Here is a 25180-nt window from a genome sequence, read left to right as displayed (position 1 = left end):
ATGGCTCAACTGTCTCTGAAACACATTCAGAAAATCTACGATAACCAGGTCCACGTGGTGAAGGATTTCAACCTCGAAATTGAGGACAAGGAGTTCATCGTCTTCGTCGGGCCATCTGGATGCGGTAAATCGACGACGCTGCGCATGATCGCCGGACTGGAGGAGATCAGCGCTGGTGAACTGGTGATAGACGGCGTCTGCATGAACGATGTCCCCGCCAAGTCTCGCGATATCGCGATGGTTTTTCAGAACTATGCGCTTTATCCGCATATGACGGTCTACGACAACATGGCGTTTGGCCTGAAGATGCAAAAAATTGCGCCTGCGGTTATTGAAGAGCGCGTTAACTGGGCAGCTCAAATCCTCGGATTGCGTGAGTATCTCAAGCGTAAACCTGGCGCGTTGTCCGGCGGCCAGCGGCAGCGTGTGGCATTAGGCAGGGCGATAGTGCGTGAAGCCGGTGTCTTCCTGATGGATGAACCACTCTCCAATCTCGACGCCAAGCTTCGCGTGCAGATGCGCGCAGAAATCAGCAAGCTGCACCAGAAACTCAATACCACGATGATTTACGTGACCCACGATCAGACGGAAGCGATGACGATGGCCACACGCATCGTAATTTTGAAGGACGGCTTCATTCAGCAGGTGGGGGCACCTAAGCAGGTGTATAACGAGCCCGCGAATATGTTTGTCGCCGGGTTCATTGGTTCACCCGCCATGAACTTCATTCGCGGGGCGTTAGACGACCGTTATTTTGTGACGGAAACACTGCGTCTGGAAATCCCGGAAGAGAAGCTTGCGGCACTGAACGCTGCTGGCTATCAGCGTAAAGCCGTGGTGTTTGGGATCCGACCGGAAGATATTCTGACGCTTCAGCGCCAGGGGGAAGACATCGCCGCGAAAGTGAGCGTAGCCGAGTTGACGGGTGCGGAGTTTATGCTTTATGCCACTGTCGGTGGGCATGAACTGGTTGTTCGGGCGGGTGCGGCCAATGACTACGTTGCCGGAGACACTATCGGCATCCAGTTTGATATGAATAAGTGCCATTTCTTCGACGCGGATACCGAAGCGGCTATTAGATAAGAAAGGTGTTTGCCGGAAATGCAAATTTCCGGTTTTTTTGTTTGTTAATTATAAAGGAATATTTTAATGAGTACTCTACTACGAAGTGCTGCGCTCGTGCTGTGCGCAGGGGTTAGCTGCGCGCAAGCCGAAGAAACATCAAAACACTGGGCGTTTAATATCGGTGCAATGTATGAAATTGAAAACGTAGAAGGTCAGGGCGACGATAAAGATGGTCTGTATGAACCCTCCGTCTGGTTTAACGCCACCTGGGATGCGTGGACAATTTCGATGGCGATGTATCAGGAAGGGCCGGTTGATTACAGCAGTATGACCCGTGGAACCTATTTCGACCGTCCTGAATTAGAATTGCGCTATCGCTTTATTGGAACGGATGATTTCACACTCGGCCTGACGGGTGGTTTCCGTAATTATGGATATCACTTCAAAGATGAAAAGGGGGCGAAAGACGGTAGCGCTAATATGCAGCGCTATAAAATTCAGCCTGACTGGGATATTAAATTAACCGATGACTGGCGTTTTGGCGGCTGGTTTGCCATGTATCAGTTTGCCAATGACCTGGAAAAAACAGGGTATTCTGACAGCCGTGTCGAAACCGAAACGGGCTTTACCTGGACCATCAACGAAACCTTTGCGGCTAAAGTGAATTACTATTTAGAGCGCGGTTTCAATATGGACAGTTCACGTGATAACGGCGAGTTTTCGACGCAGGAAATTCGTGCGTATCTGCCCATTTCATTAGGCCAGACGACGCTTACGCCTTATACCCGCCTTGGGCTTGATCGCTGGTCGAACTGGGACTGGCAGGACGATCCTGAGCGAGAAGGACACGATTTCAACCGACTCGGTCTCCTCTACGCTTACGATTTCAACAATGGTTTATCCATGACGCTGGAATACGCCTATGAGTGGGAAAACCATGATGAAGGTGACAGCGACCGCTTCCACTATGCGGGCGTTGGCGTGAATTACGCATTTTGATCGACACAATGCCAGGGGCTAACCGCCCCTGGTATTACCGTAGGGAGGCTGCAAGTGAAAAATGGGTATCAACGAGTACCTTTTGTGGCGCAGGATGACCGGCGATACGCTTAAATAGCAGATCGCAACTCTCTTCGCCCAGCTTGCGGGTAGGAATATCAAAGCCTCCAGGTGCAGGCGTGAGAATGAGTGACAGCATCGGATCGCTGTATCCCGCAACCACAACCTGCTCTGGGATCATCAGGTTTAACTCATCCGCCGCGCGATAAAGACCAAGTAACTTCATGCTGTCAGTCGCAAATACCGCGTCAGGCGGCGTGGGCGAGGACAATAATTGAATGGCCGCAGTAAGCGCGCTCTCGTGTGTATACCCGCCATCAATGATCCAGTCTGGATTAATAGCAATGTTATTCTTTTCCAGACTGGCTTTATAGCCTGAAAGACGATCGATAGAAACATGATAATCAAGCGGTGCATGCAGGCAGGCAATTTTATGCCGTCCGTTTTTAATAAAATTATCTGTTAGCGTGGCGCTGTCATGAAAATTATCCGTGTCGACGGAGTAAATATTCGTAAAATCGCCTTCCACTTTACCGATGACAACTACCGGTACGCCATACGCATCCAGGGTAGTAAAAAAAGATTCATCGGCCGGTGAACTCAGCATAATGATCCCTTTAATCATTTTCTGCTTTATTTTATTCACACATTTTAGCAGGTCGTCTTCACTGCTTTTAGACGTCTGCAAAATAACGTCAAAACCTTCTTCTTCAGCTTTTGCCGTAATGGTATGAAGTACATCAGAGAAAAAAGGGTTACCGGCAGTCGTTTTGGTTGAACGCGTTGAAATTACCATAATGGCGTCGAAGCCAGAAGAGGTCAGGGCGCGGGCAAGTTTGTTGGGCTGATAATTTAATTCGTCAATCGCCTTCAACACTTTGTCACGCGCTTCAGGAGAAATATTCGTTTGTTTATTCAGAACGCGCGACACGGTTGATTTTGAAACGCCAGCAACCCGGGCGATATCATAGATAGTGGGTGACATACACCTCTCACTCCAGACAAACAGCAATGCCGTTCATCTTACTGGAGAGAAAACGGCAATAGCAATAAATAAGAATTGATAATCAACGATCTGCCCCCATTTATTGTATTCTGAAGCCATGCATTTCAGGTTTCCACGCAATGAAGGACGGCGATGAAGCGACTTAAAAACGAACTCAACTCTCTGGTGAACCGCGGTGTGGATCGCCATCTGCGTCTGGCGGTGACGGGACTCAGCCGCAGCGGCAAAACGGCGTTCATCACGGCGATGGTGAACCAACTGCTGAATCTGCACGCCGGTGCACGGCTGCCGCTGCTAAGCGCCGTGCGCGAAGAGCGTTTGCTGGGCGTTAAGCGCGTGCCACAGCGCGACTTCGGCATTCCTCGTTTTACCTATGATGAAGGGCTGGCACAGCTTTATGGCGACCCGCCGACGTGGCCGACGCCGACGCGCGGCGTGAGTGAAATTCGCCTTGCGCTCCGTTTTCGCTCCAATGAATCTCTCATGCGCCACTTCAAGGATACGTCGACGCTCTATCTGGAAATTGTGGATTACCCTGGTGAGTGGCTGCTTGATTTGCCAATGCTGGCCCAGGATTATCTGACGTGGTCCCGCCAGATGACGGGATTATTGCAGGGGCAACGTGCCGGGTGGTCGGCAAAATGGCGACAGCTGTGCGAGGGGTTAGATCCCCTGGCCCCTGCGGATGAAAACCGGCTGGCAACGATTGCCGAGGCCTGGACGGCGTATTTGCATCAGTGCAAACAGGAAGGGCTGCATTTCATCCAGCCAGGTCGTTTTGTTCTGCCGGGAGACTTAGCGGGGGCACCCGCACTGCAGTTCTTCCCCTGGCCGGATGTGGATGCATACGGGGAATCAAAGCTGGCGCAAGCGGACAAGCACACCAACGCCGGGATGCTGCGCGAGCGCTACAATTACTACTGCGAAAAAGTGGTTAAAGGTTTCTATAAAAATCATTTTTTACGTTTCGACCGCCAGATCGTGCTGGTGGACTGCCTTCAGCCGCTCAACAGCGGACCGCAGGCGTTTAACGATATGCGCCTTGCGCTGACGCAACTGATGCAAAGTTTTCATTATGGACAGCGCACGCTGTTCCGCCGTCTGTTCTCGCCGGTGATCGATAAACTGCTCTTTGCCGCCACCAAGGCCGACCACGTGACGGTCGATCAGCATGCCAATTTGGTCTCGCTGCTGCAGCAGCTGGTGCAGGATGCCTGGCAGAACGCTGCGTTTGAAGGGATCGGTATGGACTGCCTCGGGCTGGCCTCGGTACAGGCGACACAGAGCGGGTTGATAGACGTTAATGGCGAAAAGATCCCTGCACTGCGGGGCAACCGTCTCAGCGACGGTGAACCGTTGACCGTCTATCCGGGGGAGGTACCGGCTCGTCTGCCGGGGCAGGCATTTTGGCAAAACCAGGGCTTCCAGTTCGAAGCCTTCCGGCCACAAACCATGAGCGTCGATCGGCCGTTACCGCACATTCGTCTGGATGCGGCTCTGGAATTTTTGATTGGAGATAAATTGCGATGACGGAACCGTTAAAACCGCGCATTGACTTTACCGGGACGCTTGAGAAAGAGCATCAGGAGGCGTTTAAAACGGCGCAAACCTTTAACGGCGCGCAGGCTGATAACTTTGCTCCAGTGCTGACTGAAGAGCCCAGCGTCGAGGACGGTCCGGCTGAAGCGGTGGTTGAAGCGGCCTTACGCCCGAAACGTAGCCTGTGGCGGAAGATGGTCACTGCCGGGCTGGCGTTATTTGGCGTAAGCGTGGTGGGTCAGGGTGTTCAGTGGACGATCAACGCCTGGCAAACCCAGGACTGGGTTGCGCTGGGTGGATGCGCTGCGGGTGCGCTGATTGTGGGGGCGGGTGTCGGGTCGGTTGCTACCGAGTGGCGGCGTCTGTGGCGTTTACGACAGCGCGCGCACGAGCGAGATATCGCCCGGGATCTGCTTCACAGCCACGGTACGGGAAAGGGCCGGGACTTTTGTGAGAAACTGGCCGCACAGGCCGGTATAGACAAGTCGCACCCGGCGCTTCAGCGCTGGTATGCCGCCATTCATGAGACTCAGAACGATCGTGAAGTGGTGACGCTTTATTCCCACCTGGTGCAGCCGGTGCTGGATGCGCAGGCGCGACGTGAAATCAGCCGTTCGGCGGCGGAGTCCACGCTGATGATTGCCGTCAGCCCGCTGGCGCTGGTGGATATGGCATTTATCGCCTGGCGTAACCTGCGTTTGATTAACCGTATTGCAAATCTGTACGGCATCGAACTGGGCTATTACAGCCGTCTGCGGCTGTTCAAGCTGGTGCTGCTGAATATCGCGTTTGCCGGTGCCAGCGAGCTGGTTCGTGAAGTGGGTATGGACTGGATGTCACAAGATCTGGCGGCGCGTCTGTCCGCACGTGCTGCTCAGGGGATTGGTGCCGGTTTGCTGACTGCTCGTTTGGGGATCAAAGCGATGGAAGTATGCCGTCCGCTGCCCTGGATCGATGGTGATAAGCCTCGTCTGGGCGATTTCCGTCGTGAGCTCATTGGGCAACTGAAAGATACGCTCAATAAGAAACCGACCCCGTAAAGGCTTTGTTTACTATTCGTGCTGGCTGTCAATATTTGTTGACAGCCACCTTCCAGAATACCGTGATCTGACATATCATTTTAGCGTTAATGGCTAAGAATGGTGAATTTCCCATGCGTCTGGAAGTCTTTTGTGAGGACCGTCTCGGTCTGACCCGCGAGTTACTCGATCTTCTTGTTTTACGTAGCATTGATTTACGTGGCATTGAGATCGATCCTGTCGGGCGAATTTACCTCAATTTTGCCGAAATTGAATTCAACACCTTCAGTAGCCTGATGGGGGAAATCCGCCGTATCGCTGGCGTTACGGATGTCCGTACCATCCCCTGGATGCCGTCAGAGCGAGAGCACCTGGCGCTGAGCGCGCTGCTGGAAGCCATGCCTGAACCTTTCTTGTCTCTCGACTTGAAAAGTAAAGTTGAGCGCGTGAATCTGGCGAGCTGCCAGCTTTTTGCGCAGAGTCAGGAGAAACTCAGCAATCATCACGCTACGCAGTTGATCCCCGGCTTTAACTTCCAGCGTTGGCTGGACAGTAACCCGCAAAACACCCACAGCGAACATGTCGTCATTAACGGGCAAAATTTCCTGATGGAGATCACGCCTGTCTACCTGAAAGGGGAAAACGACAGTCGTGTCCTCACGGGGGCCGTGATCATGCTGCGTTCCACCGTCCGTATGGGACGCCAACTGCAGAATATTTCCAGCCAGGACGTCGGCGCATTCAGCCAGATTATTGCCGTGAGCCCGAAAATGCGTCATGTGGTCGATCAGGCACGTAAGCTTGCCAGTTTGACGGCACCCTTGCTGATAACGGGGGACACGGGAACCGGGAAAGATTTACTCGCGCATGCCGTACATATGGCCAGCCCGCGGGCGGCAAAACCTTACCTGGCACTGAACTGCGCATCGATCCCTGAAGATGCCGTTGAAAGTGAACTGTTTGGCCATGCGCCGGAAGGGAAAAAAGGATTCTTCGAACAGGCCAACGGCGGTTCGGTCCTGCTGGACGAAATCGGCGAGATGTCTGCACGGATGCAGACCAAGCTGCTGCGCTTCCTGAACGACGGAACCTTCCGTCGCGTGGGTGAGGACCATGAAGTCCACGTCGACGTTCGCGTTATTTGCGCCACCCAGAAAAACCTGGTGGAGCTGGTGCAAAAGGGGGTATTCAGGGAAGATCTCTATTATCGTCTGAACGTGCTGACGCTTAACATCCCGCCGCTGCGCGATTGTCCGCAAGACATCATCCCGCTGACGGAGCTGTTTGTGGCCCGTTTTGCGGATGAGCAGGGGGTGCCGCGTCCGAAGCTTTCTGCAGATCTGGGCACGGTGCTGACGCGCTACGGCTGGCCGGGCAATATTCGTCAGTTGAAGAACGCCGTGTATCGCGCGTTGACTCAACTGGAAGGATACGAGCTGCGGCCTCAGGATATCCTGTTGCCGGATTACGATGCCGGGACGGTGTCGGTAGGTGAAGAGGCGATGGAAGGCTCGCTCGACGATATCACCAGTCGTTTTGAGCGCTCTGTGCTGACGCAGCTGTATCGTAGCTATCCAAGCACACGCAAGCTGGCCAAGCGGCTTGGGGTGTCACATACCGCGATTGCGAATAAGCTGCGTGAGTATGGGCTGAACCATAAGAAAGGCGACGAATAAAAGCAAAAGCCTCCGCAGGGAGGCTTTTGAATATCCACTTATTCCTTCGCGATTGGGGTGGCAACGAGGTCTGGTATTGTTTCACCCTGAATCGCCGCGATCCTGTTCTCCACCTCTTTCACCTGATCCTGGTTATGAAGCAGGGTATAGGTGAGATCGAACTGGGTGCTTGCGCCAGGTTCCAGCTGCTTCACGCGTTTCTGCTCGCGTTCAATCGTGACCGGGTAGGCGTAGCTGGTACCGGGTTCAATACCCGTGACATAGCCTTGCTTCAACGTGTCGGTATTTTTCCACAACGTCAGAACCGGCAACTGGCGAGTATCAAACTGAATTGATGCCCCTTTATCACCCGCTTTGTTGACCACCGCAGCAAGGGTCTGGCGATCTTTGTCAGCCAGCGGCGTGATATTAAAGACCATCTCATCAAACCCTTTTGTCGGACCGGCATAGGTTTGCCAGCCGTTCAGACCCGCTTTGGCGTAATCGTTAAAAGGACTCACGCTGGCGGCCGGAGCCAGGAAGCGAGCGCCTTCTTCAAGGATCGGCGTGCCAAAGTTGCTGTGGTAGATGATTTGATAGTCGTGCGGGTAGTCAGCATGGTTGGTCAGGACATCATGCAGGATGAACTGGTTGCTTCCGGGAACATAACGCAGTTCGGTCATCGTTTGCAGGTCGGCTTTTTTGAAGGTGCTCTCTTTAATCAGACCGCGAATGCGGATTTCATGCGGTGCAGCATCAGCCACCTCGACTTCAACCTGAGATACCGGCGTATTCCCCGCCTTACCGTGCAGCGTGTAAATCTGCCCGTCCGCTGTTACCGGGTGGCCTGTCCACTCATAGCCGCAGCGAACCATCATTTCGTTGAAACCTTCCAGCCAGCCGAGTCCATTTCGACTTTCCAGATTGATAAATGCCGGGTTAACGACCTCTTTAACCGGGGAGTTCCAGCCCAGTTTTGACCCAAAACCCTCCACACGCAGTAAATTCATACCACGGGTTGGACTCAACGTTATTGTCAGGCCACTTTTACTGCTAATAACAATGATTTTGCTGCCTTCCTGCTTACCGCCGTGGAGAACTTTTTGTTCGATGCTGAAGTCCGGCCCTTTAGCGTTCAGCTCATCACTCGAAATTCGCCAGTTTCCTTTTTCCACACCGCTTTCAGCGCTTGTCAGCACCCATGTTTTTGCCGAGACATGACCCGAAATCAGTACTGCAACCACCGTCAACGCCAGTTTAATTTTCATATTTATCCCTTTTTGCTGAAACGATTATTTGAATACGTCAGCAAATCTAATATTTAGAGGGGAGGGGAAATGTGATGCGGTTCACTGGTGAGAAAATAACGGCTTTTTTACCTGAAAAATGAGATTTGACTCTCTTGTTTGTTTGTCTCCTAAACAATATTTACATGAGAAGTGTGAGGCAAAAGTATTTATGCCTTAACGATTCAGCAATTCTGGCAATAAAAAACCCCGCCGACGCGAGGTTTCAGGACAATGCTAAACTTTATAGAATGCTAAGCAATCATTATGCTTTCAGGGCGTCCAGCGCAGCAGTGTAATCCGGCTCGGTGGTGATTTCGTTTACCAGTTCGCTGAAAACAACGTTGTCGTTTTCGTCAATGACCAGAACCGCACGTGCCGCCAGGCCTTTCAGGGCGCCTTCAGAAATGCCAACGCCGTATTTCTCGAGGAAATCAGGGCTGCGCAGGGTAGAAAGGGTAATGACGTTGCTCAGACCTTCAGCACCGCAGAAGCGAGACTGGGCAAACGGCAGGTCAGCGGAAATGCACAGCACCACGGTGTTGTCCATTTCTGTTGCCAGTTGGTTGAATTTACGCACGGATGCGGCACAAACGCCGGTATCGATGCTTGGGAAAATGTTCAGGACTTTGCGCTTGCCAGCAAACTGGCTCAACGTGACGTCAGACAGATCTTTAGCCACCAGCGTAAAAGCCTGCGCCTTGTTACCCACCTGCGGAATGGCACCTGCAACAGTGACCGGGTTGCCCTGGAAATGAACGAGTTGTGACATAGATATCTTCCTGTTTACATATAGTTAACGTCGGGGCTAGTGTATGCCATCCGCGGATAACACGGCAAACCAATTTTTATGCCTTACCGGCTGCAAGGAGTCAGTGATGAGAAGCGTAAAGGTTTATGAAGAAGCCTGGCCATTGCATACCCCGTTTGTGATCTCCCGCGGCAGTCGCAGTGAAGCCTGCGTCGTGGTGGTCGAAATAGAGGAGGAGGGCATTAAGGGGGTAGGTGAATGCACGCCTTATCCTCGTTACGGCGAGAGCCTTGCTTCGGTGATGGCCCAGATCATGACCCTGGTGCCCGATCTGCAAACGGGTCTTACCCGCGAGGCGTTACAACAGCGACTGCCCGCCGGGGCAGCGCGCAACGCGATTGACTGCGCACTGTGGAGCCTGGAGGCTGCGCAGCAGCAGACAACCTTGCCCTCGCACCTGGGGATTACGTTGCCGGGTGCGGTGGTGACCGCGCAGACGGTCGTTATCGGTGAACCAGAACAGATGGCTGCCAGTGCGAAAGCGCTTTATGACGCTGGAGCAAGGTTATTGAAGGTTAAGCTCGACGATCGATTAATCAGTGAACGGATGGTTGTCATTCGTGCGGCAGTGCCGCAGGCAACGCTGATTGTGGATGCGAATGAATCCTGGCATAGCGAGGGACTGGCTGCACGTTGCCAGCTGCTGGCCGATCTTGACGTTGCCATGCTCGAACAGCCTTTACCGGCGCATGAGGATGCCGCCCTGGCGAATTTCATTCATCCACTTCCTGTCTGTGCAGATGAAAGTTGTCACACCCGCGACAGCCTGGACAGCCTTAAAGGCCGCTATGAGATGGTTAATATTAAGCTCGACAAAACGGGCGGATTAACCGAAGCGCTTGCGCTGGCAAAAGCGGCGCAGGAGCAGGGATTTACCCTCATGCTGGGATGCATGTTGTGCACATCCCGGGCGATTGGCGCTGCGCTACCGCTGGCAAATCAAGTGCGTTTTGCCGACCTGGATGGCCCAACATGGCTGGCGGTTGACGTCTCACCCGCGCTGAATTTTACCACGGGCGTGCTTCATCTCTGAGGTTCCCACCGCAGAAGTTCTGTCATCGCTTTGAGATACTTTTCGCTGGCTTCATCAGACGAGATAGGCGGGAATTCTGCGGTGATACAATGCAACCCCAGGTCAGCGCACCAGCTGCCGAACGAGCCTGGTGTTTCGTAACCCACGCTGGTCACTAGCGGAAGGGCAAATGCCTCAGCCAGCCACTGACCCAGCGCCGTATGGCGCGGATCTTCGATACAGGCCAGCGGATCATGGAACGAGACAACCCAGGCCGGGTGGATCTTATGAATGAGTTGGCATAACGCCTGCGTCTCCGGCTCCGAGCCGGGGGTGTCTCCCGTCAACAGGACCACATCGCGCTCTTCAGCGGAGCTGTTCCAGCGATACACCGTCTCACCGGCGCGCCAGTTTGCTGCCGGAAAATTGCGGTTTAAGTCAATCCCCCTCGCATTGGCACGCAACCCAAGCTGACAGCCATCCGGATTGACGGTCAAAATCACGTGATGACGCCGCAGTTCGGGTGTCAGTGTCCTCAGCGCGCACGACAGCGTGACAATGGATGAATTCTCATCGCCGTGCGTACCGGCAATGATCAGACCGCTGTTACGATCCGCCTCCGGGGCAGGAAACCAGATCAAAGATGCACCAAAAAAAGAACGGCCATATTGCTCAGCGCCAGGCGGAAAAGCACCACGTTGTGCTCTTGGTCGGGTGATTGTCATACGAAATCCTGATAAAAATGTCTCTACTGGCAGTGTTGTGCAAAACTTGCTGTTTATCAAATAGTTTCCGTGTTCGCAGAAAATTGCCAGATATCAACTTTCCGGATGAAGGTATTTGCTTTTCTCATTTGTGAAACAAATAATTACGCATCTGCTGGTTATCTGAATTCAATCAAGGGGATCTTATGAAGCATCCTGTTTCGCGTCTCTGTACTGCACTCTGGCTGTGCGGACTTTCTTCACTTTCGTACGCTGCTGATGTGCCGCAGGGCACTGTTTTGGCGCAAAAACAGGAACTGGTGAGACACATTAAAGACGAACCGGCTTCGCTCGATCCGGCTAAGGCCGTAGGTTTGCCTGAAATTCAGGTGATCCGTGACCTTTATGAAGGCCTGGTGAATCAGAATGAAAAAGGGGAACTGACCCCCGGCGTGGCCACGCGCTGGCAGAGCAACGATAACCGCGTCTGGACCTTCACGCTGCGAGATAACGCCCGATGGTCTGACGGCACGCCCGTGACGGCACAGGATTTTGTCTACAGCTGGCAGCGTCTGGTTGACCCAAAAACCACCTCACCGTTTGCGTGGTTTGCGGCGCTGGCGGGTATCAACAACGCGCAGGCGATTATCGATGGTAAAGCCGCGCCTGATAAACTTGGCGTTACGGCCGTCGATGCCAAAACGTTGCGCGTACAGTTGGATAAGCCGCTGCCCTGGTTCAGCAACCTGACGGCTAACTTTGCGTTTTATCCAGTCCAGAAAGCCAATGTTGAAAGTGGTAAAGAGTGGACGCGTCCGGGCAGCCTTGTGGGGAACGGTGCGTATGTGCTGAAAGATCGTGTGGTCAACGAGAAGCTGGTGGTGGAGCCGAATGAACACTACTGGGATAACGCCAAAACGGTGCTGAAAAAAGTCACTTTTGTGCCCATTAACCAAGAGTCTTCAGCCACAAAACGTTATCTGGCGGGCGATATTGATATCACCGAGTCGTTCCCAAAAAATATGTATCAGAAGCTGCTGAAGGATATTCCGGGGCAGGTGTATACGCCGCCGCAGCTGGGCACCTATTACTATGCGTTCAACACGCAGAAAGGCCCAACGGCTGATGCCCGCGTACGCCTCGCGCTGAGCATGACAATCGACAGGCGTATTATGGCGGAAAAAGTGCTGGGTACAGGTGAAAAACCAGCCTGGCATTTCACTCCTGACGTCACGGCAGGCTTTACGCCGGAGACATCGCCTTTTGAGCAGATGTCGCAGCAGGAGTTAAACGCACAAGCAAGGACGCTTTTGCAGGCGGCAGGTTACGGTCCGCAGCGTCCGCTGAAGCTAACTCTGCTGTACAACACATCAGAAAACCACCAGAAAATTGCCATCGCCGTGGCATCAATGTGGAAGAAAAACCTGGGTGTGGATGTCAAACTGCAAAACCAGGAGTGGAAAACCTACATTGACAGTCGCAACACCGGTAATTTTGATGTGATCCGCGCGTCGTGGGTAGGGGATTACAACGAGCCGTCGACGTTCCTTTCGCTGCTGACCTCAACCCACAGCGGCAATATTTCCCGTTTCAAAGACCCGGCTTACGACAAGATTATCAACCAGGCGACGCTTGAAACCACTGAGAAAGCGCGTAACGAAGATTACAACATGGCGGAAAAAATTCTGACCGAGAAAGCGCCGATAGCCCCGATTTATCAGTATACCAATGGACGTTTGATCAAGCCGTGGGTGAAAGGTTATCCGATTAATAACCCCGAAGACGTAGCCTATAGCCGGACGATGTATATCGAAAAGCACTAATCAGTGCCTGTTAGCCTGAGGCTACTACCGCTAAACCTGAGCTGGCGCGCTTACAGCGCCAGTTTCTTTATTTGACACTCTCCCGCCGCAACGACATCCGACGAATGGTACCCAGCAATTTAGTCTGGGGGATCTTATTATGACGTTTTTATATTGACAATCGCGCCATGATTGGAATAAACCTTTCGTTGACTCTTACGAAATATTACTATCAGGTATCTGAGGTGCGATTACTATTTGGAAAATTATTCGTCTAAATAATATATTCATGGCGCGAATGATAAACATATTTTGATTACGTTCTCGGAATTATTTTTTGTCCAGTATTGGACTTTTTTATTGTTGATGCTTTTAAGAAAATTATCGTGCTGTAATTTGAGGGTTCAGAAATTTCTCAATCATGAGGGCATATACCGCTGTATTCATTCATTGATTTATATCAATAATCTGCGTGTTCTTTGATATAAAGAGGATGTTTCCATCGCTAGTGGATTTTAATTCCATCTTTCTGTAAGTAAAAAGTTAGTTTAGTGTGTTGTTTACGTTTTAGTAGTGTTATGTGTTAATCGTTAATGGATGAAAATTCTTAATAAAAGTCTTATATCAGATCTATGATCTGTTTAGTTGATCTTGTGTAGTGTTTTGTTCTAATATGGATTTGTAAAGAAACGTCGTTATTTTCAACAAACATTCCTTAAGGAAAGGGACCGCTATGGCCGATACGTTCCAGAACGAGGTGCCGAAGGCACGCATAAATTTAAAGTTGGCTCTGCACACTGGTGGCGCACAGAAGAAAGTCGAACTGCCGCTTAAACTCCTCACCATCGGTGATTTCAGTAATGGCAAAGAAAGTCGTCCATTATCTGAAAGAGAAAAAATCAACGTCAATAAAAATAACTTTAATAGCGTACTTTCGGAATTTAACCCGGAAGTAAACCTTAGTGTGCAGAATACGCTGGCAGGGGATGGTTCGGAAGAGAACGTGAAGCTGAGTTTCTCCGATATTAAAGATTTCGAACCGGAACAGGTGGCCCGTCAGATCCCTCAACTCCGTGCCATGCTGGCGATGCGTAATTTATTACGCGATCTGAAATCTAATCTCCTTGATAACGCTACTTTCAGAAAAGAACTCGAGAAAATTCTTAAAGACCCGGCGCTGTCTCAGGAATTACGCGACGAAATGAGTGCACTGGCCCCGAAATAAGCGGCGTGCGTTATTTAATGGATTAACCGGGAATATGCTGATGTCTGTAAATTCTGAAACCGCCTCCGTACAGGGGCAGACCACCGTACTTGCAAAAGAGAGCGTTTACGCCTCCCTGTTTGAAAAAATCAACCTGACCCCGGCCTCAAGCTTGGGTGATATTAACGCGTTTCTGGATGATGCGGCACTTTCTGACGCGCCAGCAGGCGAGCGCCTGACGGCGGCGATGCAGGTATTTATGGATTGCATCCGCAAGTCCGGCCAGCAGGTCGAGAAACTCGACAAAACGCTGATTGACCACCACATCGCTGAGCTGGATTTCCAGATCAGTCGCCAATTGGACGCAGTAATGCACCATCAAGAGTTCCAGAAGGTGGAATCACTGTGGCGCGGCCTGAAGCAACTGGTGGACAGCACTGACTACCGCCAGAACGTGAAGACTGAAATTCTGGACGTCTCGAAAGACGATCTGCGTCAGGACTTCGAAGACGCACCGGAACTGATTCAGAGCGGACTCTACTGGCACACCTATACCGCCGAATATGACACCCCTGGCGGAGAGCCAATTGGTTCTGTGATCTCCTCCTATGAATTCGATGCCAGTCCGCAGGACGTGGCGCTGCTGCGCAACATCTCTAAAGTGTCTGCTGCTGCACACATGCCGTTTATCGGTGCCGTCGGCCCGAAATTCTTCCTGAAAGACTCCATGGAAGAAGTTGCAGCGATTAAAGATATCGGCAACTACTTCGATCGCGCTGAGTACATTAAGTGGAAATCCTTCCGTGACACCGACGACTCACGCTATATCGGCCTGGTGATGCCGCGCGTGCTGGGGCGTCTGCCGTACGGTCCGGACACCGTGCCGGTGCGTAGCTTCAACTATGTCGAGCAGGTGAAGGGCCCGGATCACGAGAAGTATTTGTGGACCAGTGCGTCATTCTCCTTCGCCTCGAACATGGTGAAGAGCTTCATCAAAAATGGCTGGTGCGTGCAGATCCGTGGCCCGCAGGCCGGTGGCGCGGTGAAAGATCTGCCGATCCACCTGTATGACCTTGGCACCGGTAACCAGGTGAAAATCCCGTCGGAGGTGATGATCCCGGAAACCCGCGAGTTTGAATTTGCCAACCTGGGCTTTATCCCTCTGTCGTACTACAAAAACCGCGATTATGCCTGCTTCTTCTCGGCTAACTCTGCCCAGAAACCGGCGTTGTACGATACCGCGGATGCCACCGCCAACAGCCGCATCAACGCGCGTCTGCCATACATCTTCCTGCTGTCGCGCATTGCGCATTACCTGAAGCTTATTCAGCGCGAAAACATCGGTACCACCAAGGATCGACGTCTGCTGGAGCTTGAACTCAACACCTGGGTGCGTGGTCTGGTGACTGAAATGACCGATCCGGGCGACGAGCTGCAGGCCTCACACCCGCTGCGCGATGCGAAAGTGGTGGTGGAAGATATCGAGGACAACCCGGGCTTCTTCCGCGTGAAGCTGTTCGCGGTGCCACACTTCCAGGTGGAAGGCATGGACGTGAACCTGTCTCTGGTGAGCCAGATGCCGAAAGCGAAAGCGTAAGCTAAGGCAGGAAGCCAATGAAAACGGAACAACCGTTATGGGGCAGGGGCCAGATGGTCTCTCCCCAGCACTTCCAGCAACAGGCCGCGTATGCGGCCTGGACTGAGGAATGCATTGCCCGGTTAGGCCTCTCCCATCCCTGGGGAGTGATTGATGCCACTTTCGAACCGGATGCACTGAAACTGTGCCGCCTGCAGGCCCGTCATCTTCACATTCGTTTCCCTGACGGGACGCTTATCGACACGGATAATGCTGACGATCTGCCGCCGGTGCTGGCGCTTGAGAGCGAATCACAGGAGGTGGTGGTGGTTCTGGCGCTTCCGCTGCTGCGGGCGAATGGTGGCAACTGCCTGAAACCTGATGAGGTGGCCGGGCGCCCTGTTCGCTATCGCCAGCGCTGGCAGGACGTCCGCAATACCTTCGGGGACGATACCCGCCAGATTGCGGTGATACGCCCGGAGCTGACGCTGCGTTTCGCACATCAGGACAACAGCGATTACCTGACCTGTCCGGTCGCCCGCCTGCAGCAGGATCTGCAGGGAGTGTGGCAGCCTGATGAGACGTTTCTCCCCCCGCTCCTGGCCATCCAGGGCAGCCGCTGGCTGGTAACTCAGCTCCAACAGCTGATGAGCCAGCTACGTGTACGCCTGAGTCGGCTGATGGCCATGCGCCGGGAAAGCAATGAGCGGATGGCCGATTTTGCCGTGGCCGATGTGTCCCTGTTCTGGCTGCTCAATGCCCTGAACAGTGCTGAGCCAGTGCTGGGACAGTTTCAGCGACATCTGAAAAGTCCGCCTGAGCGCATGTATCCGGAGCTGGCCCGCCTGGCGGGCAGCCTGCTGACCTTTTCGCTGGAGCACCAGGTGAGTGCGATCCCGGTCTGGCAGCATGAGCAGCTGAATAACGTTTTCCCGCCGCTGTTTGATTTACTAGGCGACCTGCTGGAAGCCAGCCTGCCGTCGCGGGTGGTGGCGATTGAGCTTGAGCACGATGCCCGGCTGCACTTCTGGCAGGCCCGTCTGCATGACCCGCGTCTACGTGAAGGGGCGGATTACTACCTCTCCGTGCGTTCACCGGTGCCGGTGGCACAGCTGCAGGAGCAGTTCCCGCGCCAGTGCAAGGTCGGCAGCCCCGATCATGTCAGAAGTATCGTCAATTCATCGCGGGTGGGCGTGCCGCTGACCCCGCTGCGCCATGTACCGGCAGCCATTCCGTTACGTCTGGAAAATCAGTATTTCAGCCTTGATGTCTCTCATCCTCAGGCCACTGAAATGCTCCAGGGCGGCACTTGCATGTTTTACGTTCCGGGCATGCTCGGCGAGCCTGAACTGGAACTCTTTGCGGTGCTGAGAACATGAGTGAGCGTAAACGCGGCGCTGCCGCGTCCATTGATATTGATGCCCTGCTGCAGGACACCTGGCTGCAGGTGATCAGCCTGCGTCACGGCCCAACATTCCAGAATGGGGAAGGGCGTACGCTTTGGGAGCGCTGCATTGCTGATGTGGAGCGCGTGCAGCGTGAGCTGAAAGCGGGCGAACTCGATGAAGCCAGCTGCCGGCATATTCTCACCGCACAATGTGCGCTGCTGGATGAGGCGGTCAAAGGTCGCGGTGTGGAGGATGATGCCTGCGTGCAGTGGTATGACATTCCCCTGCAGGGGCACTTCCTCGGCACCATGGACGCCGGTGACACGCTGTGCGACCGGATGTGCGATGTGCTGCGTGAACCGGCTCCGGATCCTGCAGTCGTGACCTGCTTCCAGCGGGTCATGCTGCTGGGGTTCCTCGGCGGTTTCCGCTCCCTGAGCGACCCGGAGCGCCAGAAACTCGTCAGTGCACTCAGTGAACATGTCACGCCGTTCAGCTATCCACCGGCTCACCCCGTACTGGCGGAAAGCCGTGCCGGACGGAAAATGGGCTGGCTGTCGTCGTGGCCCGTGCGTATCGGCCTGAGTGTGGTGGTGGTGGCTGCACTCTGGTGGGGGCTGGATCGCTGGCTGGATCAGACGCTGCAGACCCTGTTGCCGGGAGTCGTGAAATGAGTCCTTTACAACAGCGCGGGCTTGCGCTGTGGGCCGCCCTGCTAAGTACCGTGCTCTGCCTGGGTTTTCTGCCGGTATCCAGGTGGGTTTCGGTACTCGTTCTGTTTACCGTTCTGGGGCTTATCCTGGCATTCCGGACTGTCGCCAGTCGCCGTGAACAGCATGATGTCACCCTGCGTCTGGAGGACCTGCCTGACGCCACTTACCGTCAGCCCGTGGTGCTGGTTTGTGGCGATCTGCCGCTGGCCTGGCCGCAGCAGTCACCGGTACTCACAGTTACGCAGGGATGCTGGATCCGCGTGGAGGATCATCAGGATCTGGCGCAGGCTGCCCGTCAGATACTGTGGTTACGTCCTGACTGGGGACGTCAGCTGTCGGTGATGGTCAGTGTCTGTCCGCAGCAGCACCCTGACAGCGAAGCCCTGACCAGTCGCCTGCTGACCCTGCGCTGGCACATCAGCCAGCTGCGTAAAGCAACCGGTCATTCTGTGCCGCTGGTGCTGAATGGGCAGGTCGGCAGCGCGATGACGAATGACGTGTTCTGGCAAGCGGTTTTCCCGGGTGAAGGCGTGAGGGTCTGGCGTGAATCTACAGCCCCGGGTTCTGTTGCTGAATGGGTTACCACCGGCGGAACGCCTGCGATGCAGCAGCAGGTGTTGATGAACAGTCTGATGAACTGGTTCCGTCAGCATGTCCAGGCCGTCTTTATGGAGGAGAACCCCGATGTGCCGGTCATTGCACCTGTTGCGGTGCTGTGGGGAATGGGGCCGATCCTGGCCGGAAGCCTGGCCACATCGGCCTGGACGACATGGCTTTCCCGTCACACCGCGATGCAGCAGGTGTCTGGCTGGCAGCCGGTGGGAACGGACAGTACGGTGATTTCCCTGTTCCCGGATTTTATTCTGCCATTACTGCTGGAAGGGTGGGGTCTGACGCCGCGTGAGCGAACCTGGCGCTGTGCGCTTGGGATCTTCACGCTGGCGGCCATTGCCGCACTGCTCAGCAGTGGCTGGAACAATCGCCAGCTGCTGCAACGCGTGAGCTTCGATATTGTCCGTTACAACAGCATCGCCATGGATGATTACGGTCCGAAAGCCAGCGCCGTACAGGTGCTGCGCGAGGATGCGGCGCTGCTGGATGAGCAGGCGCGCAATGGTGTACCGGCCCGGCTGGGCCTGGGGCTTTATCGGGGGGAACGTCTGCGCATACCGGTGCTGGAAGCGATCCGCTCGTATGTGCCGCCGCCTCCGCCACCGAAGCCTGTGGAAAAGGTCGCGCCAAAAATCATCCGCCTCGACAGCATGTCGCTGTTCGATACCGGCAAATGGGCCCTGAAACCCGGCTCGGTGAAGCTGCTGGTGAACTCGCTGGTAGGGATTAAGGCAAAGCCCGGCTGGCTGATTGTGGTGGCGGGCCATACCGACAGCACGGGGGATGACCAGTCCAACCAGGTGCTCTCCCTTAAGCGTGCGGAGTCCGTGCGTGACTGGATGCGCGATACCGGCGACGTGCCGGAGAGCTGTTTTGCGGTGCAGGGCTACGGCGAAAGCCGTCCTGTCGCCACCAACGACACGGCGGAAGGCCGGGCGCTGAACCGCCGTGTCGAAATCAGTCTGGTGCCGCAGGCGAATGCCTGCCAGCTGCCGGGCAACACACCCGCGTCATCGGATGATGGCGCGTCAAAAAATGAAATGGAGTAATTAACATGGCAATTCCTGTTTATCTGTGGCTGAAGGACGACGGCGGCGCGGACATCAAAGGTTCCGTGGACGTGAAGGACCGTGAAGGCAGCATCGAAGTTGTTGCTCAGGAGCACAACCTGTACATCCCGACCGACAACAACACCGGCAAGCTAACCGGCACCCGTATCCACACGCCGTTCCTGTTCACCAAGGAAATCGACTCCTCCAGCCCGTATCTGTACAAGGCGGTGACCACAGGCCAGACACTGAAGTCGGCTGAGTTCAAATGGTACAAAATCAACGACGCGGGTCAGGAAGTGGAGTACTTCAACACCAAACTGGAAAACGTGAAGCTGGTTAAAGTGAATCCGAAGATGCACGACATCAAGGATCCGGCGTTCGAGAAGCACAACCACCTCGAGCAGATTGAGCTGCGCTACGAAAAAATCACCTGGACCTACAAGGACGGCAACATCATTCATTCCGACAGCTGGAACGAACGCGCCACCGCGTAAGTCGCAAGCGGGCAGAGCTTCTCTGTCCGCATTTTTCTTTACTGAGCGCCTGAGAAACAGGTGTTGAGCAAAGAAAAACACAATCTGCCTGCCTGACCTGATGCGCTTTGGTGAACAGCGACGGGCGGTAGCGTGTCCGGAACTGATAAAGAGAGAGAGTCTCATGGAAAATCCCGCCGTCCTGTTACGTCGTTTGAACCCTTACTGCGCCCGTGCGATGGAGGGCGCGGCTTCCCTGTGCCAGACCCGCGCCCACGCCGAAATCCTGCCCGAGCACTGGCTGCTGAAGCTGCTGGAGCAGGGCGAGGGCGACCTGACGGTGCTGGCACGGCGCTACGAATGGGATATGGACGCCATCTGGCAGGATTTGCTGGCATTTCTCGACACGCTGCCCCGTTCAGTGCGCAGCCGTCCGCAGCTCTCCGACAGTATTCAGAGCCTGATGCAGGACGCCTGGCTGCGGGCGTCGCTGGCGGGCGAAGAGCAGATACGCAGCATTCACCTGCTGATGGCCCTGACGGAGAAACCATCGCGGGCGCGCTGTGATGGTCTCTGGCCGCTGCTGACGCTGGGGCAGAGCCAGCTGGAGCGTCTGCGCGGGCTTCTGGATGCGCAGTCTGACGAGCGTCCGGAAGTACAGCAGGAGGCGGAACGGGCACAGGGCGGGGAAGTGGCGTTTGTCGGCCGTCCGGTTGATGCAGATATAAAGGAGGGGGAACTGAACCCGGCGCTGCAGAACGCGCTGGACAAGTTCACCCTCGACGTCACCGCCCGCGCCCGCGAGGGCCGAATCGACCCGGTGTTCGGCCGCGACAATGAAATTCGCCAGATGGTGGACATTCTCTCCCGTCGCCGCAAGAACAACCCGATTCTGGTGGGTGAGCCGGGCGTGGGTAAAACCGCCCTGGTGGAAGGTCTGGCGCTGCGCATCGCGGAGGGCAACGTCCCGGATGCGCTGAGGCCGGTCTCGGTACGCACCCTTGACCTTGGTCTGCTGCAGGCGGGCGCGGGCGTGAAGGGCGAATTTGAACAGCGCCTGAAAAACATCATTGAGGCAGTGCAGCAGTCGCCGCTACCGGTGCTGCTGTTTATTGACGAGGCCCACACCATTATCGGGGCAGGCAACCAGGCGGGTGGAGCCGATGCGGCTAATCTGCTGAAACCCGCGCTCGCCCGCGGAGAACTGCGCACCATTGCGGCCACCACCTGGAGCGAGTACAAACAGTACTTCGAGCGCGACGCCGCACTGGAGCGGCGCTTCCAGATGGTGAAGGTGGATGAGCCGGACGACGACACCGCCTGCCTGATGCTGCGGGGGCTGAAATCCCGCTACGCGCAGCACCACGGTGTACATATTACCGATGAGGCGGTCAGGGCGGCGGTCACCCTGTCCAGACGTTACCTGACAGGTCGCCAGTTGCCGGACAAGGCGGTGGACCTGCTGGACACGGCTTCCGCCCGCGTGCGCATGAGTCTTGACACCTTGCCGGAGCCGCTGACCCGGATGAAGGCGCAGCTCACGGCCCTGGCGATGGAAAAGCAGGCGCTGATGGAGGATATCGCGGTGGGCAACCCCACTCCCGGTGAACGTCTGGAGGCCATTGAGCAGGAAGAAGTCCGCATCATCGTGGAATTCGACGCACTGGAAACGCAGTACGCCCAGGAGCTGAAACTCACGGAAGCACTGCTCGCCTGCCGCGCGGACATCTCCCGTCAGGCGGAAATTGCCGGCCTGCAGACAGACCTTACCGACGTGCAGCAGAATAACCCGCTGCTGGGGCTGGACGTGGACGTGCGCACCGTCGCCACGGTGATTGCCGACTGGACCGGTGTGCCGCTCTCGTCATTAATGAAGGACGAGCAGACGGAGCTGCTGAGCCTGGAAACCAGTCTCGGTAAACGCGTGGTGGGCCAGGATGCGGCGCTGAATGCCATCGCGCAGCGCCTGCGCGCGTCAAAAACCGGCCTCGCGCCGGAGAACGGCCCGCAGGGCGTGTTCCTGCTGACCGGTCCGAGCGGCACTGGCAAGACCGAAACGGCGCTGGCGCTTGCTGATGAACTGTACGGCGGCGAGAAATCCCTGATTACCATCAACCTCTCTGAATACCAGGAGCCGCACACCGTCTCCCAGCTCAAGGGTTCCCCGCCAGGCTATGTCGGTTACGGACAGGGCGGAATTCTGACTGAGGCCGTGCGCAAACGTCCGTACAGCGTGGTGCTGCTGGATGAAGTGGAAAAGGCGCACCGGGATGTGATGAACCTGTTCTACCAGGTGTTTGACCGCGGCTTTATGCGCGACGGCGAGGGGCGGGAAATCGATTTTCGCAACACGGTCATCCTGATGACCTCCAACCTCGGCAGCGACCACATCATGCAGATGCTGGATGAACAGCCAGAGGCTACCGAGCCGGAACTGCACGAACTGCTGCGTCCGGTGCTGCGTGACCACTTCCAGCCGGCGCTGCTGGCGCGCTTCCAGACCGTGATTTATCGCCCGCTGGCCGAAGTGGCCATGCGGACCATCGTTGAGATGAAACTCGTACAGGTCAGTAAACGTCTGAACCGACACTACGGCCTGACCACACAGATTGATGAGAGCCTGTATGACGCCCTGACCGCCGCCTGCCTGCTGCCGGACACCGGCGCGCGCAACGTTGACAGCCTGCTCAATCAACAAATTCTGCCGGTACTGAGTCAGCAGCTGCTGACTCATATGGCCGCGAAACAGAAACCAGCTTCCCTGACTCTGGGATGGTGCGAGGAAGAGGGTATCGGACTGGCGTTTGATGTGCGACAGGGAGTGAACGCATGAGTAATAATTCTCAACTAAGATTCAGCCATAACCATCACCAATTGTTGGTGAAGGGATGTGATGCGGAGCCCGATGTGCTGGCGTTTGAAGGCGATGAAGCCCTGAGCACACCGTTCAGCTACCGTATTGAGTTCACCAGCGGTAACCACGCCATCAGCAAAGAGATGATGCTGATGAAGCCTGGTTCGCTGACTCTGCAGGCCCCGGTTGACCAGGGATACGGTATCAAAATACAGCAACCAGTGCGGGTGATTCAGGGGGTGGTGACGGGTTTTGAGCGCCTTGGTACTTCAAAAGATGAAACCCGCTACGCCCTGACGCTCCGGCCGCGCCTGGCGCTGCTCGATCGCTCGCACCAGAACGCCATTTACCAGGATATGTCCGTCCCGCAGATTGTGGAGAAAATCCTGCGCGAGCGTCACGGCATGCGCGGACAGGATTTCCTATTCTCACTCTCAAAAGAGTACCCGCGCCGCGAGCAGGTGATGCAGTACGGAGAGAACGACCTGCACTTTATCACCCGTCTGCTGGGCGAGGTAGGCATCTGGTTCCGCTTCACCACCGATACGCGCCTGAACATCGACGTGGTGGAGTTTTACGACAGCCAGCAGGGGTATGAGAAAGGCCTGACGCTGCCGTCGGTGCCACCGTCAGGGCAACATTCGCAGGGTGTGGACTCGGTGTGGGAGATGGAGAGCCACCATAACGTGGTGCAGAAGCAGGTCAGCACCCGCGACTACAACTACCGTCAGGCCACGGAGGACATGAATTCCCGGGTGGACGCGACCGGCGGGGATGCCACCACGTACGGTGATGCCTATCACTGGGCCGATAACTACCTGACACCCGGCAGCGCATATGACCGTAATCCGGCGCCGGAGTCCGGGGCGTTCTATGCCCGCATTCGTCACGAACGTTACCTGAATGGCCAGACGCAGGCCCGGGCCATCACCAGTTGCCCGACGCTCTCTCCGGGTCAGGTACTGAAAGTCACCGGCGGGTACGAAGTGGCAGACGTGTTTGCGCAGGGCGTGGTTATCACGGCGATGCACTGCCATGCGCAGCGTGATGCAGACTTTGGCGTCAGGTTTGACGGTATCCCGGACAGCGCGGACTTTTGTTTCAGACCGGAGCCAGGCAGTCATCCGGTGATGGCCGGCACCTTACCGGCCCGCGTCACCAGTACCACCGAAAATGACACCTACGGGCATATCGATAAAGACGGCCGTTACCGCGTCAATATGCTGTTTGATCGCGATAACTGGGAGACCGGATTCGAGAGCCTGTGGGTCCGTCAGTCCCGCCCGTATGCCGGTGACACCTACGGTCTGCACCTGCCGCTGCTGGCAGGCACCGAAGTGGCGATTGGCTTTGAGGACGGCAACCCGGACCGGCCGTACATTGCCGGCGTGCTGCACGACTCGGCGCACGGTGACCACGTCACCATCCGCAACTACAAACGTAACGTGCTGCGCACCCCGGCGAACAACAAAATCCGCCTCGATGACGAGCGCGGGAAAGAGCATATCAAGGTCAGCACGGAGTACGGCGGCAAGAGCCAGCTGAATCTCGGTCATCTGGTTGACAGCGAAAAACAGCAGCGCGGCGAGGGGTTTGAGCTCAGAACCGACAGCTGGGGAGCCATCCGGGCGCAGAAAGGGATATTTATCAGTGCTGACGGCCAGGCGAAGGCGCAGGGACTGCAGCGCGAAATGCAAGCTGCGCTCAAAGAACTTGATGCTGCCAGAGAGGTAACGTCTGGATTGCGTCACGCCGCCCAAGCAGCCCAGGCGGAATTAGCCGATCTTGAGAAACAAACAACATTAATGAATCAAACACTTAATGATCTTAAACAGCAAGCATTACTTCTGTCTGCCCCCTCAGGTATTGCGCAGGTCACCCCAGCGAGCGTACAAGTTTCGGCGGGGGAAAATCTAATTGTTACCGCTGGTCAAAATGCAGACATTAGTATTGTCAAAAAGTTTACTCTGGCGGTAGGAGATATTCTGAGCTTATTCGCCCACAAGCTGGGAATAAAAATTTATGCCTCGGAAGGCAAAGTAGATATACAGGCCCAGTCGGATGAGCTGAATCTATTTGCTAAAGAAAAGCTGTCCGTAGGCAGTTCAAACAACAGTGTTGTCATATCAGCCAAGAAAGAAATATTATTAGTTTGTGGCGGGTCATTTATGCGGTTAAGTGATGCGGGGGTTGAAGTTGGTACTGAAAAAAACGTCACGTTGAAATGTATTGTGGTACAACAGCAATCTACAGCGAAATTAAATTCAACGCTTTCGCTACCTTCTGGTTGCAAACCCGGAGTAATTTCTGCAGCTCAACAGCAAGGAGCTGTGGTGATACTTAGCTAATT

Annotated in this window: 19 protein-coding genes; 15 read left to right on the top strand and 4 right to left on the bottom strand. The window is 55.1% G+C overall.

Translation table 11 applies throughout. The features are described from left to right. Together ACTJJA_RS07775 and ACTJJA_RS07770 are read left to right on the top strand one after the other, a co-directional pair. Positions 1 to 1083: an ABC transporter ATP-binding protein gene (locus ACTJJA_RS07775; protein ID WP_278435284.1), complete on the top strand. Its 1083-nt coding sequence runs from the start codon at positions 1 to 3 to the stop codon at positions 1081 to 1083. Between the two features lie 66 nt (positions 1084 to 1149). Further along, a complete protein-coding gene (locus ACTJJA_RS07770) occupies positions 1150 to 2064 on the top strand; it encodes an OmpG family monomeric porin (RefSeq protein ID WP_440667254.1) in 915 nt (304 codons plus the stop codon). 34 nt (positions 2065 to 2098) lie between these two features. Here the strand turns inward: ACTJJA_RS07770 and ACTJJA_RS07765 are convergent, their stop codons facing one another. Beyond that, positions 2099 to 3109 carry a LacI family DNA-binding transcriptional regulator gene (locus tag ACTJJA_RS07765; RefSeq protein ID WP_440667252.1) on the bottom strand — a complete coding sequence of 337 codons (1011 nt, stop codon included), beginning with the start codon at positions 3107 to 3109 and terminating at the stop codon, positions 2099 to 2101. Positions 3110 to 3262: 153 nt separating this feature from the next. On the opposite strand from ACTJJA_RS07765, the gene ACTJJA_RS07760 reads away from it, so the two are divergent. From ACTJJA_RS07760 to tyrR, 3 genes are all read left to right on the top strand, one after another. Then, complete coding sequence (locus ACTJJA_RS07760) at positions 3263 to 4660, top strand: YcjX family protein (RefSeq protein ID WP_042714924.1); 1398 nt, start codon at positions 3263 to 3265, stop codon at positions 4658 to 4660. Further along, positions 4657 to 5709: a TIGR01620 family protein gene (locus tag ACTJJA_RS07755; protein ID WP_440667250.1), complete on the top strand. Its 1053-nt coding sequence runs from the start codon at positions 4657 to 4659 to the stop codon at positions 5707 to 5709. The genes ACTJJA_RS07760 and ACTJJA_RS07755 overlap by 4 nt, the downstream gene beginning before the upstream one ends. A 113-nt stretch (positions 5710 to 5822) precedes the next feature. Next, positions 5823 to 7364, top strand: coding sequence for a transcriptional regulator TyrR (gene tyrR, locus ACTJJA_RS07750; protein WP_440667248.1), 1542 nt, complete (start codon positions 5823 to 5825; stop codon positions 7362 to 7364). Positions 7365 to 7402: 38 nt separating this feature from the next. On the opposite strand, the gene ACTJJA_RS07745 is transcribed toward tyrR, so the two are convergent. Both ACTJJA_RS07745 and tpx read right to left on the bottom strand, forming a co-directional pair. Further along, the gene (locus ACTJJA_RS07745) at positions 7403 to 8611 is read right to left on the bottom strand and encodes an aldose 1-epimerase family protein (protein WP_440667246.1); all 1209 of its coding nucleotides are present in this window, start codon (positions 8609 to 8611) and stop codon (positions 7403 to 7405) included. Between the two features lie 283 nt (positions 8612 to 8894). After that, positions 8895 to 9401 (bottom strand): thiol peroxidase, encoded by a 507-nt coding sequence (gene tpx, locus ACTJJA_RS07740; RefSeq protein ID WP_089600823.1) that lies wholly within the window; start codon positions 9399 to 9401, stop codon positions 8895 to 8897. 106 nt (positions 9402 to 9507) lie between these two features. Here tpx and ycjG point away from each other — a divergent pair, with 106 nt between their 5' ends. Next, a complete protein-coding gene (ycjG, locus tag ACTJJA_RS07735) occupies positions 9508 to 10473 on the top strand; it encodes an L-Ala-D/L-Glu epimerase (RefSeq protein WP_440667243.1) in 966 nt (321 codons plus the stop codon). Here the strand turns inward: ycjG and mpaA are convergent. After that, on the bottom strand, positions 10464 to 11177 hold the full coding sequence (mpaA, locus tag ACTJJA_RS07730; protein WP_100166174.1) for a murein tripeptide amidase MpaA: 714 nt from the start codon (positions 11175 to 11177) through the stop codon (positions 10464 to 10466). The two genes, ycjG and mpaA, sit on opposite strands and share 10 nt — an antisense overlap. A gap of 185 nt (positions 11178 to 11362) precedes the next feature. Here mpaA and ACTJJA_RS07725 point away from each other — a divergent pair, with 185 nt between their 5' ends. The 9 genes from ACTJJA_RS07725 to ACTJJA_RS07685 all read left to right on the top strand — a co-directional run bounded on the left by ACTJJA_RS07725 (position 11363) and on the right by ACTJJA_RS07685 (position 25178). After that, a complete protein-coding gene (locus tag ACTJJA_RS07725) occupies positions 11363 to 12979 on the top strand; it encodes a peptide ABC transporter substrate-binding protein (protein WP_440667241.1) in 1617 nt (538 codons plus the stop codon). Positions 12980 to 13691: 712 nt separating this feature from the next. Further along, on the top strand, positions 13692 to 14183 hold the full coding sequence (tssB, locus tag ACTJJA_RS07720) for a type VI secretion system contractile sheath small subunit (RefSeq protein ID WP_440667239.1): 492 nt from the start codon (positions 13692 to 13694) through the stop codon (positions 14181 to 14183). 40 nt (positions 14184 to 14223) lie between these two features. Then, complete coding sequence (gene tssC, locus ACTJJA_RS07715) at positions 14224 to 15759, top strand: type VI secretion system contractile sheath large subunit (protein WP_440667237.1); 1536 nt, start codon at positions 14224 to 14226, stop codon at positions 15757 to 15759. A 17-nt stretch (positions 15760 to 15776) separates the two neighbouring features. Continuing rightward, positions 15777 to 17117 (top strand): type VI secretion system baseplate subunit TssK, encoded by a 1341-nt coding sequence (gene tssK, locus ACTJJA_RS07710; protein WP_440667235.1) that lies wholly within the window; start codon positions 15777 to 15779, stop codon positions 17115 to 17117. Further along, positions 17114 to 17800, top strand: coding sequence for a type VI secretion system protein TssL, short form (gene tssL, locus ACTJJA_RS07705; protein WP_440667233.1), 687 nt, complete (start codon positions 17114 to 17116; stop codon positions 17798 to 17800). The genes tssK and tssL overlap by 4 nt, the downstream gene beginning before the upstream one ends. Further along, positions 17797 to 19500 carry an OmpA family protein gene (locus tag ACTJJA_RS07700; protein WP_440667231.1) on the top strand — a complete coding sequence of 568 codons (1704 nt, stop codon included), beginning with the start codon at positions 17797 to 17799 and terminating at the stop codon, positions 19498 to 19500. The genes tssL and ACTJJA_RS07700 overlap by 4 nt, the downstream gene beginning before the upstream one ends. Before the next feature lie 5 nt (positions 19501 to 19505). Next, positions 19506 to 19997, top strand: coding sequence for a type VI secretion system effector Hcp (hcp, locus tag ACTJJA_RS07695; RefSeq protein ID WP_042716788.1), 492 nt, complete (start codon positions 19506 to 19508; stop codon positions 19995 to 19997). A 163-nt stretch (positions 19998 to 20160) separates the two neighbouring features. After that, positions 20161 to 22809, top strand: coding sequence for a type VI secretion system ATPase TssH (gene tssH / locus ACTJJA_RS07690; protein ID WP_440667229.1), 2649 nt, complete (start codon positions 20161 to 20163; stop codon positions 22807 to 22809). Beyond that, positions 22806 to 25178: a type VI secretion system Vgr family protein gene (locus ACTJJA_RS07685; RefSeq protein WP_440667227.1), complete on the top strand. Its 2373-nt coding sequence runs from the start codon at positions 22806 to 22808 to the stop codon at positions 25176 to 25178. The genes tssH and ACTJJA_RS07685 overlap by 4 nt, the downstream gene beginning before the upstream one ends. Positions 25179 to 25180: the final 2 nt, after the last annotated feature.

The sequence above is a fragment of the Enterobacter sp. 22452 genome (assembly GCF_052045065.1).
In the GTDB taxonomy this organism is placed as follows: domain Bacteria; phylum Pseudomonadota; class Gammaproteobacteria; order Enterobacterales; family Enterobacteriaceae; genus Enterobacter; species Enterobacter mori.
The sequence above is the reverse complement of the archived record's forward strand: the minus strand, read 5'-3'. Positions and strand labels throughout refer to the sequence as shown.

Coding starts and splice junctions, on each gene's coding strand:
- ACTJJA_RS07700 (WP_440667231.1), top strand. CDS start 17,797: ATGAGTCCTTTACAACAGCGCGGGCTTGCGCTGTGGGCCGCCCTGCTA.
- tssL (WP_440667233.1), top strand. CDS start 17,114: ATGAGTGAGCGTAAACGCGGCGCTGCCGCGTCCATTGATATTGATGCC.
- tssB (WP_440667239.1), top strand. CDS start 13,692: ATGGCCGATACGTTCCAGAACGAGGTGCCGAAGGCACGCATAAATTTA.
- ACTJJA_RS07760 (WP_042714924.1), top strand. CDS start 3,263: ATGAAGCGACTTAAAAACGAACTCAACTCTCTGGTGAACCGCGGTGTG.
- ACTJJA_RS07755 (WP_440667250.1), top strand. CDS start 4,657: ATGACGGAACCGTTAAAACCGCGCATTGACTTTACCGGGACGCTTGAG.
- ACTJJA_RS07775 (WP_278435284.1), top strand. CDS start 1: ATGGCTCAACTGTCTCTGAAACACATTCAGAAAATCTACGATAACCAG.
- ACTJJA_RS07765 (WP_440667252.1), bottom strand. CDS start 3,109: ATGTCACCCACTATCTATGATATCGCCCGGGTTGCTGGCGTTTCAAAA.
- tpx (WP_089600823.1), bottom strand. CDS start 9,401: ATGTCACAACTCGTTCATTTCCAGGGCAACCCGGTCACTGTTGCAGGT.
- hcp (WP_042716788.1), top strand. CDS start 19,506: ATGGCAATTCCTGTTTATCTGTGGCTGAAGGACGACGGCGGCGCGGAC.
- mpaA (WP_100166174.1), bottom strand. CDS start 11,177: ATGACAATCACCCGACCAAGAGCACAACGTGGTGCTTTTCCGCCTGGC.
- tssK (WP_440667235.1), top strand. CDS start 15,777: ATGAAAACGGAACAACCGTTATGGGGCAGGGGCCAGATGGTCTCTCCC.
- ACTJJA_RS07770 (WP_440667254.1), top strand. CDS start 1,150: ATGAGTACTCTACTACGAAGTGCTGCGCTCGTGCTGTGCGCAGGGGTT.
- tssH (WP_440667229.1), top strand. CDS start 20,161: ATGGAAAATCCCGCCGTCCTGTTACGTCGTTTGAACCCTTACTGCGCC.
- ACTJJA_RS07725 (WP_440667241.1), top strand. CDS start 11,363: ATGAAGCATCCTGTTTCGCGTCTCTGTACTGCACTCTGGCTGTGCGGA.
- tyrR (WP_440667248.1), top strand. CDS start 5,823: ATGCGTCTGGAAGTCTTTTGTGAGGACCGTCTCGGTCTGACCCGCGAG.
- tssC (WP_440667237.1), top strand. CDS start 14,224: ATGTCTGTAAATTCTGAAACCGCCTCCGTACAGGGGCAGACCACCGTA.
- ACTJJA_RS07745 (WP_440667246.1), bottom strand. CDS start 8,611: ATGAAAATTAAACTGGCGTTGACGGTGGTTGCAGTACTGATTTCGGGT.
- ycjG (WP_440667243.1), top strand. CDS start 9,508: ATGAGAAGCGTAAAGGTTTATGAAGAAGCCTGGCCATTGCATACCCCG.
- ACTJJA_RS07685 (WP_440667227.1), top strand. CDS start 22,806: ATGAGTAATAATTCTCAACTAAGATTCAGCCATAACCATCACCAATTG.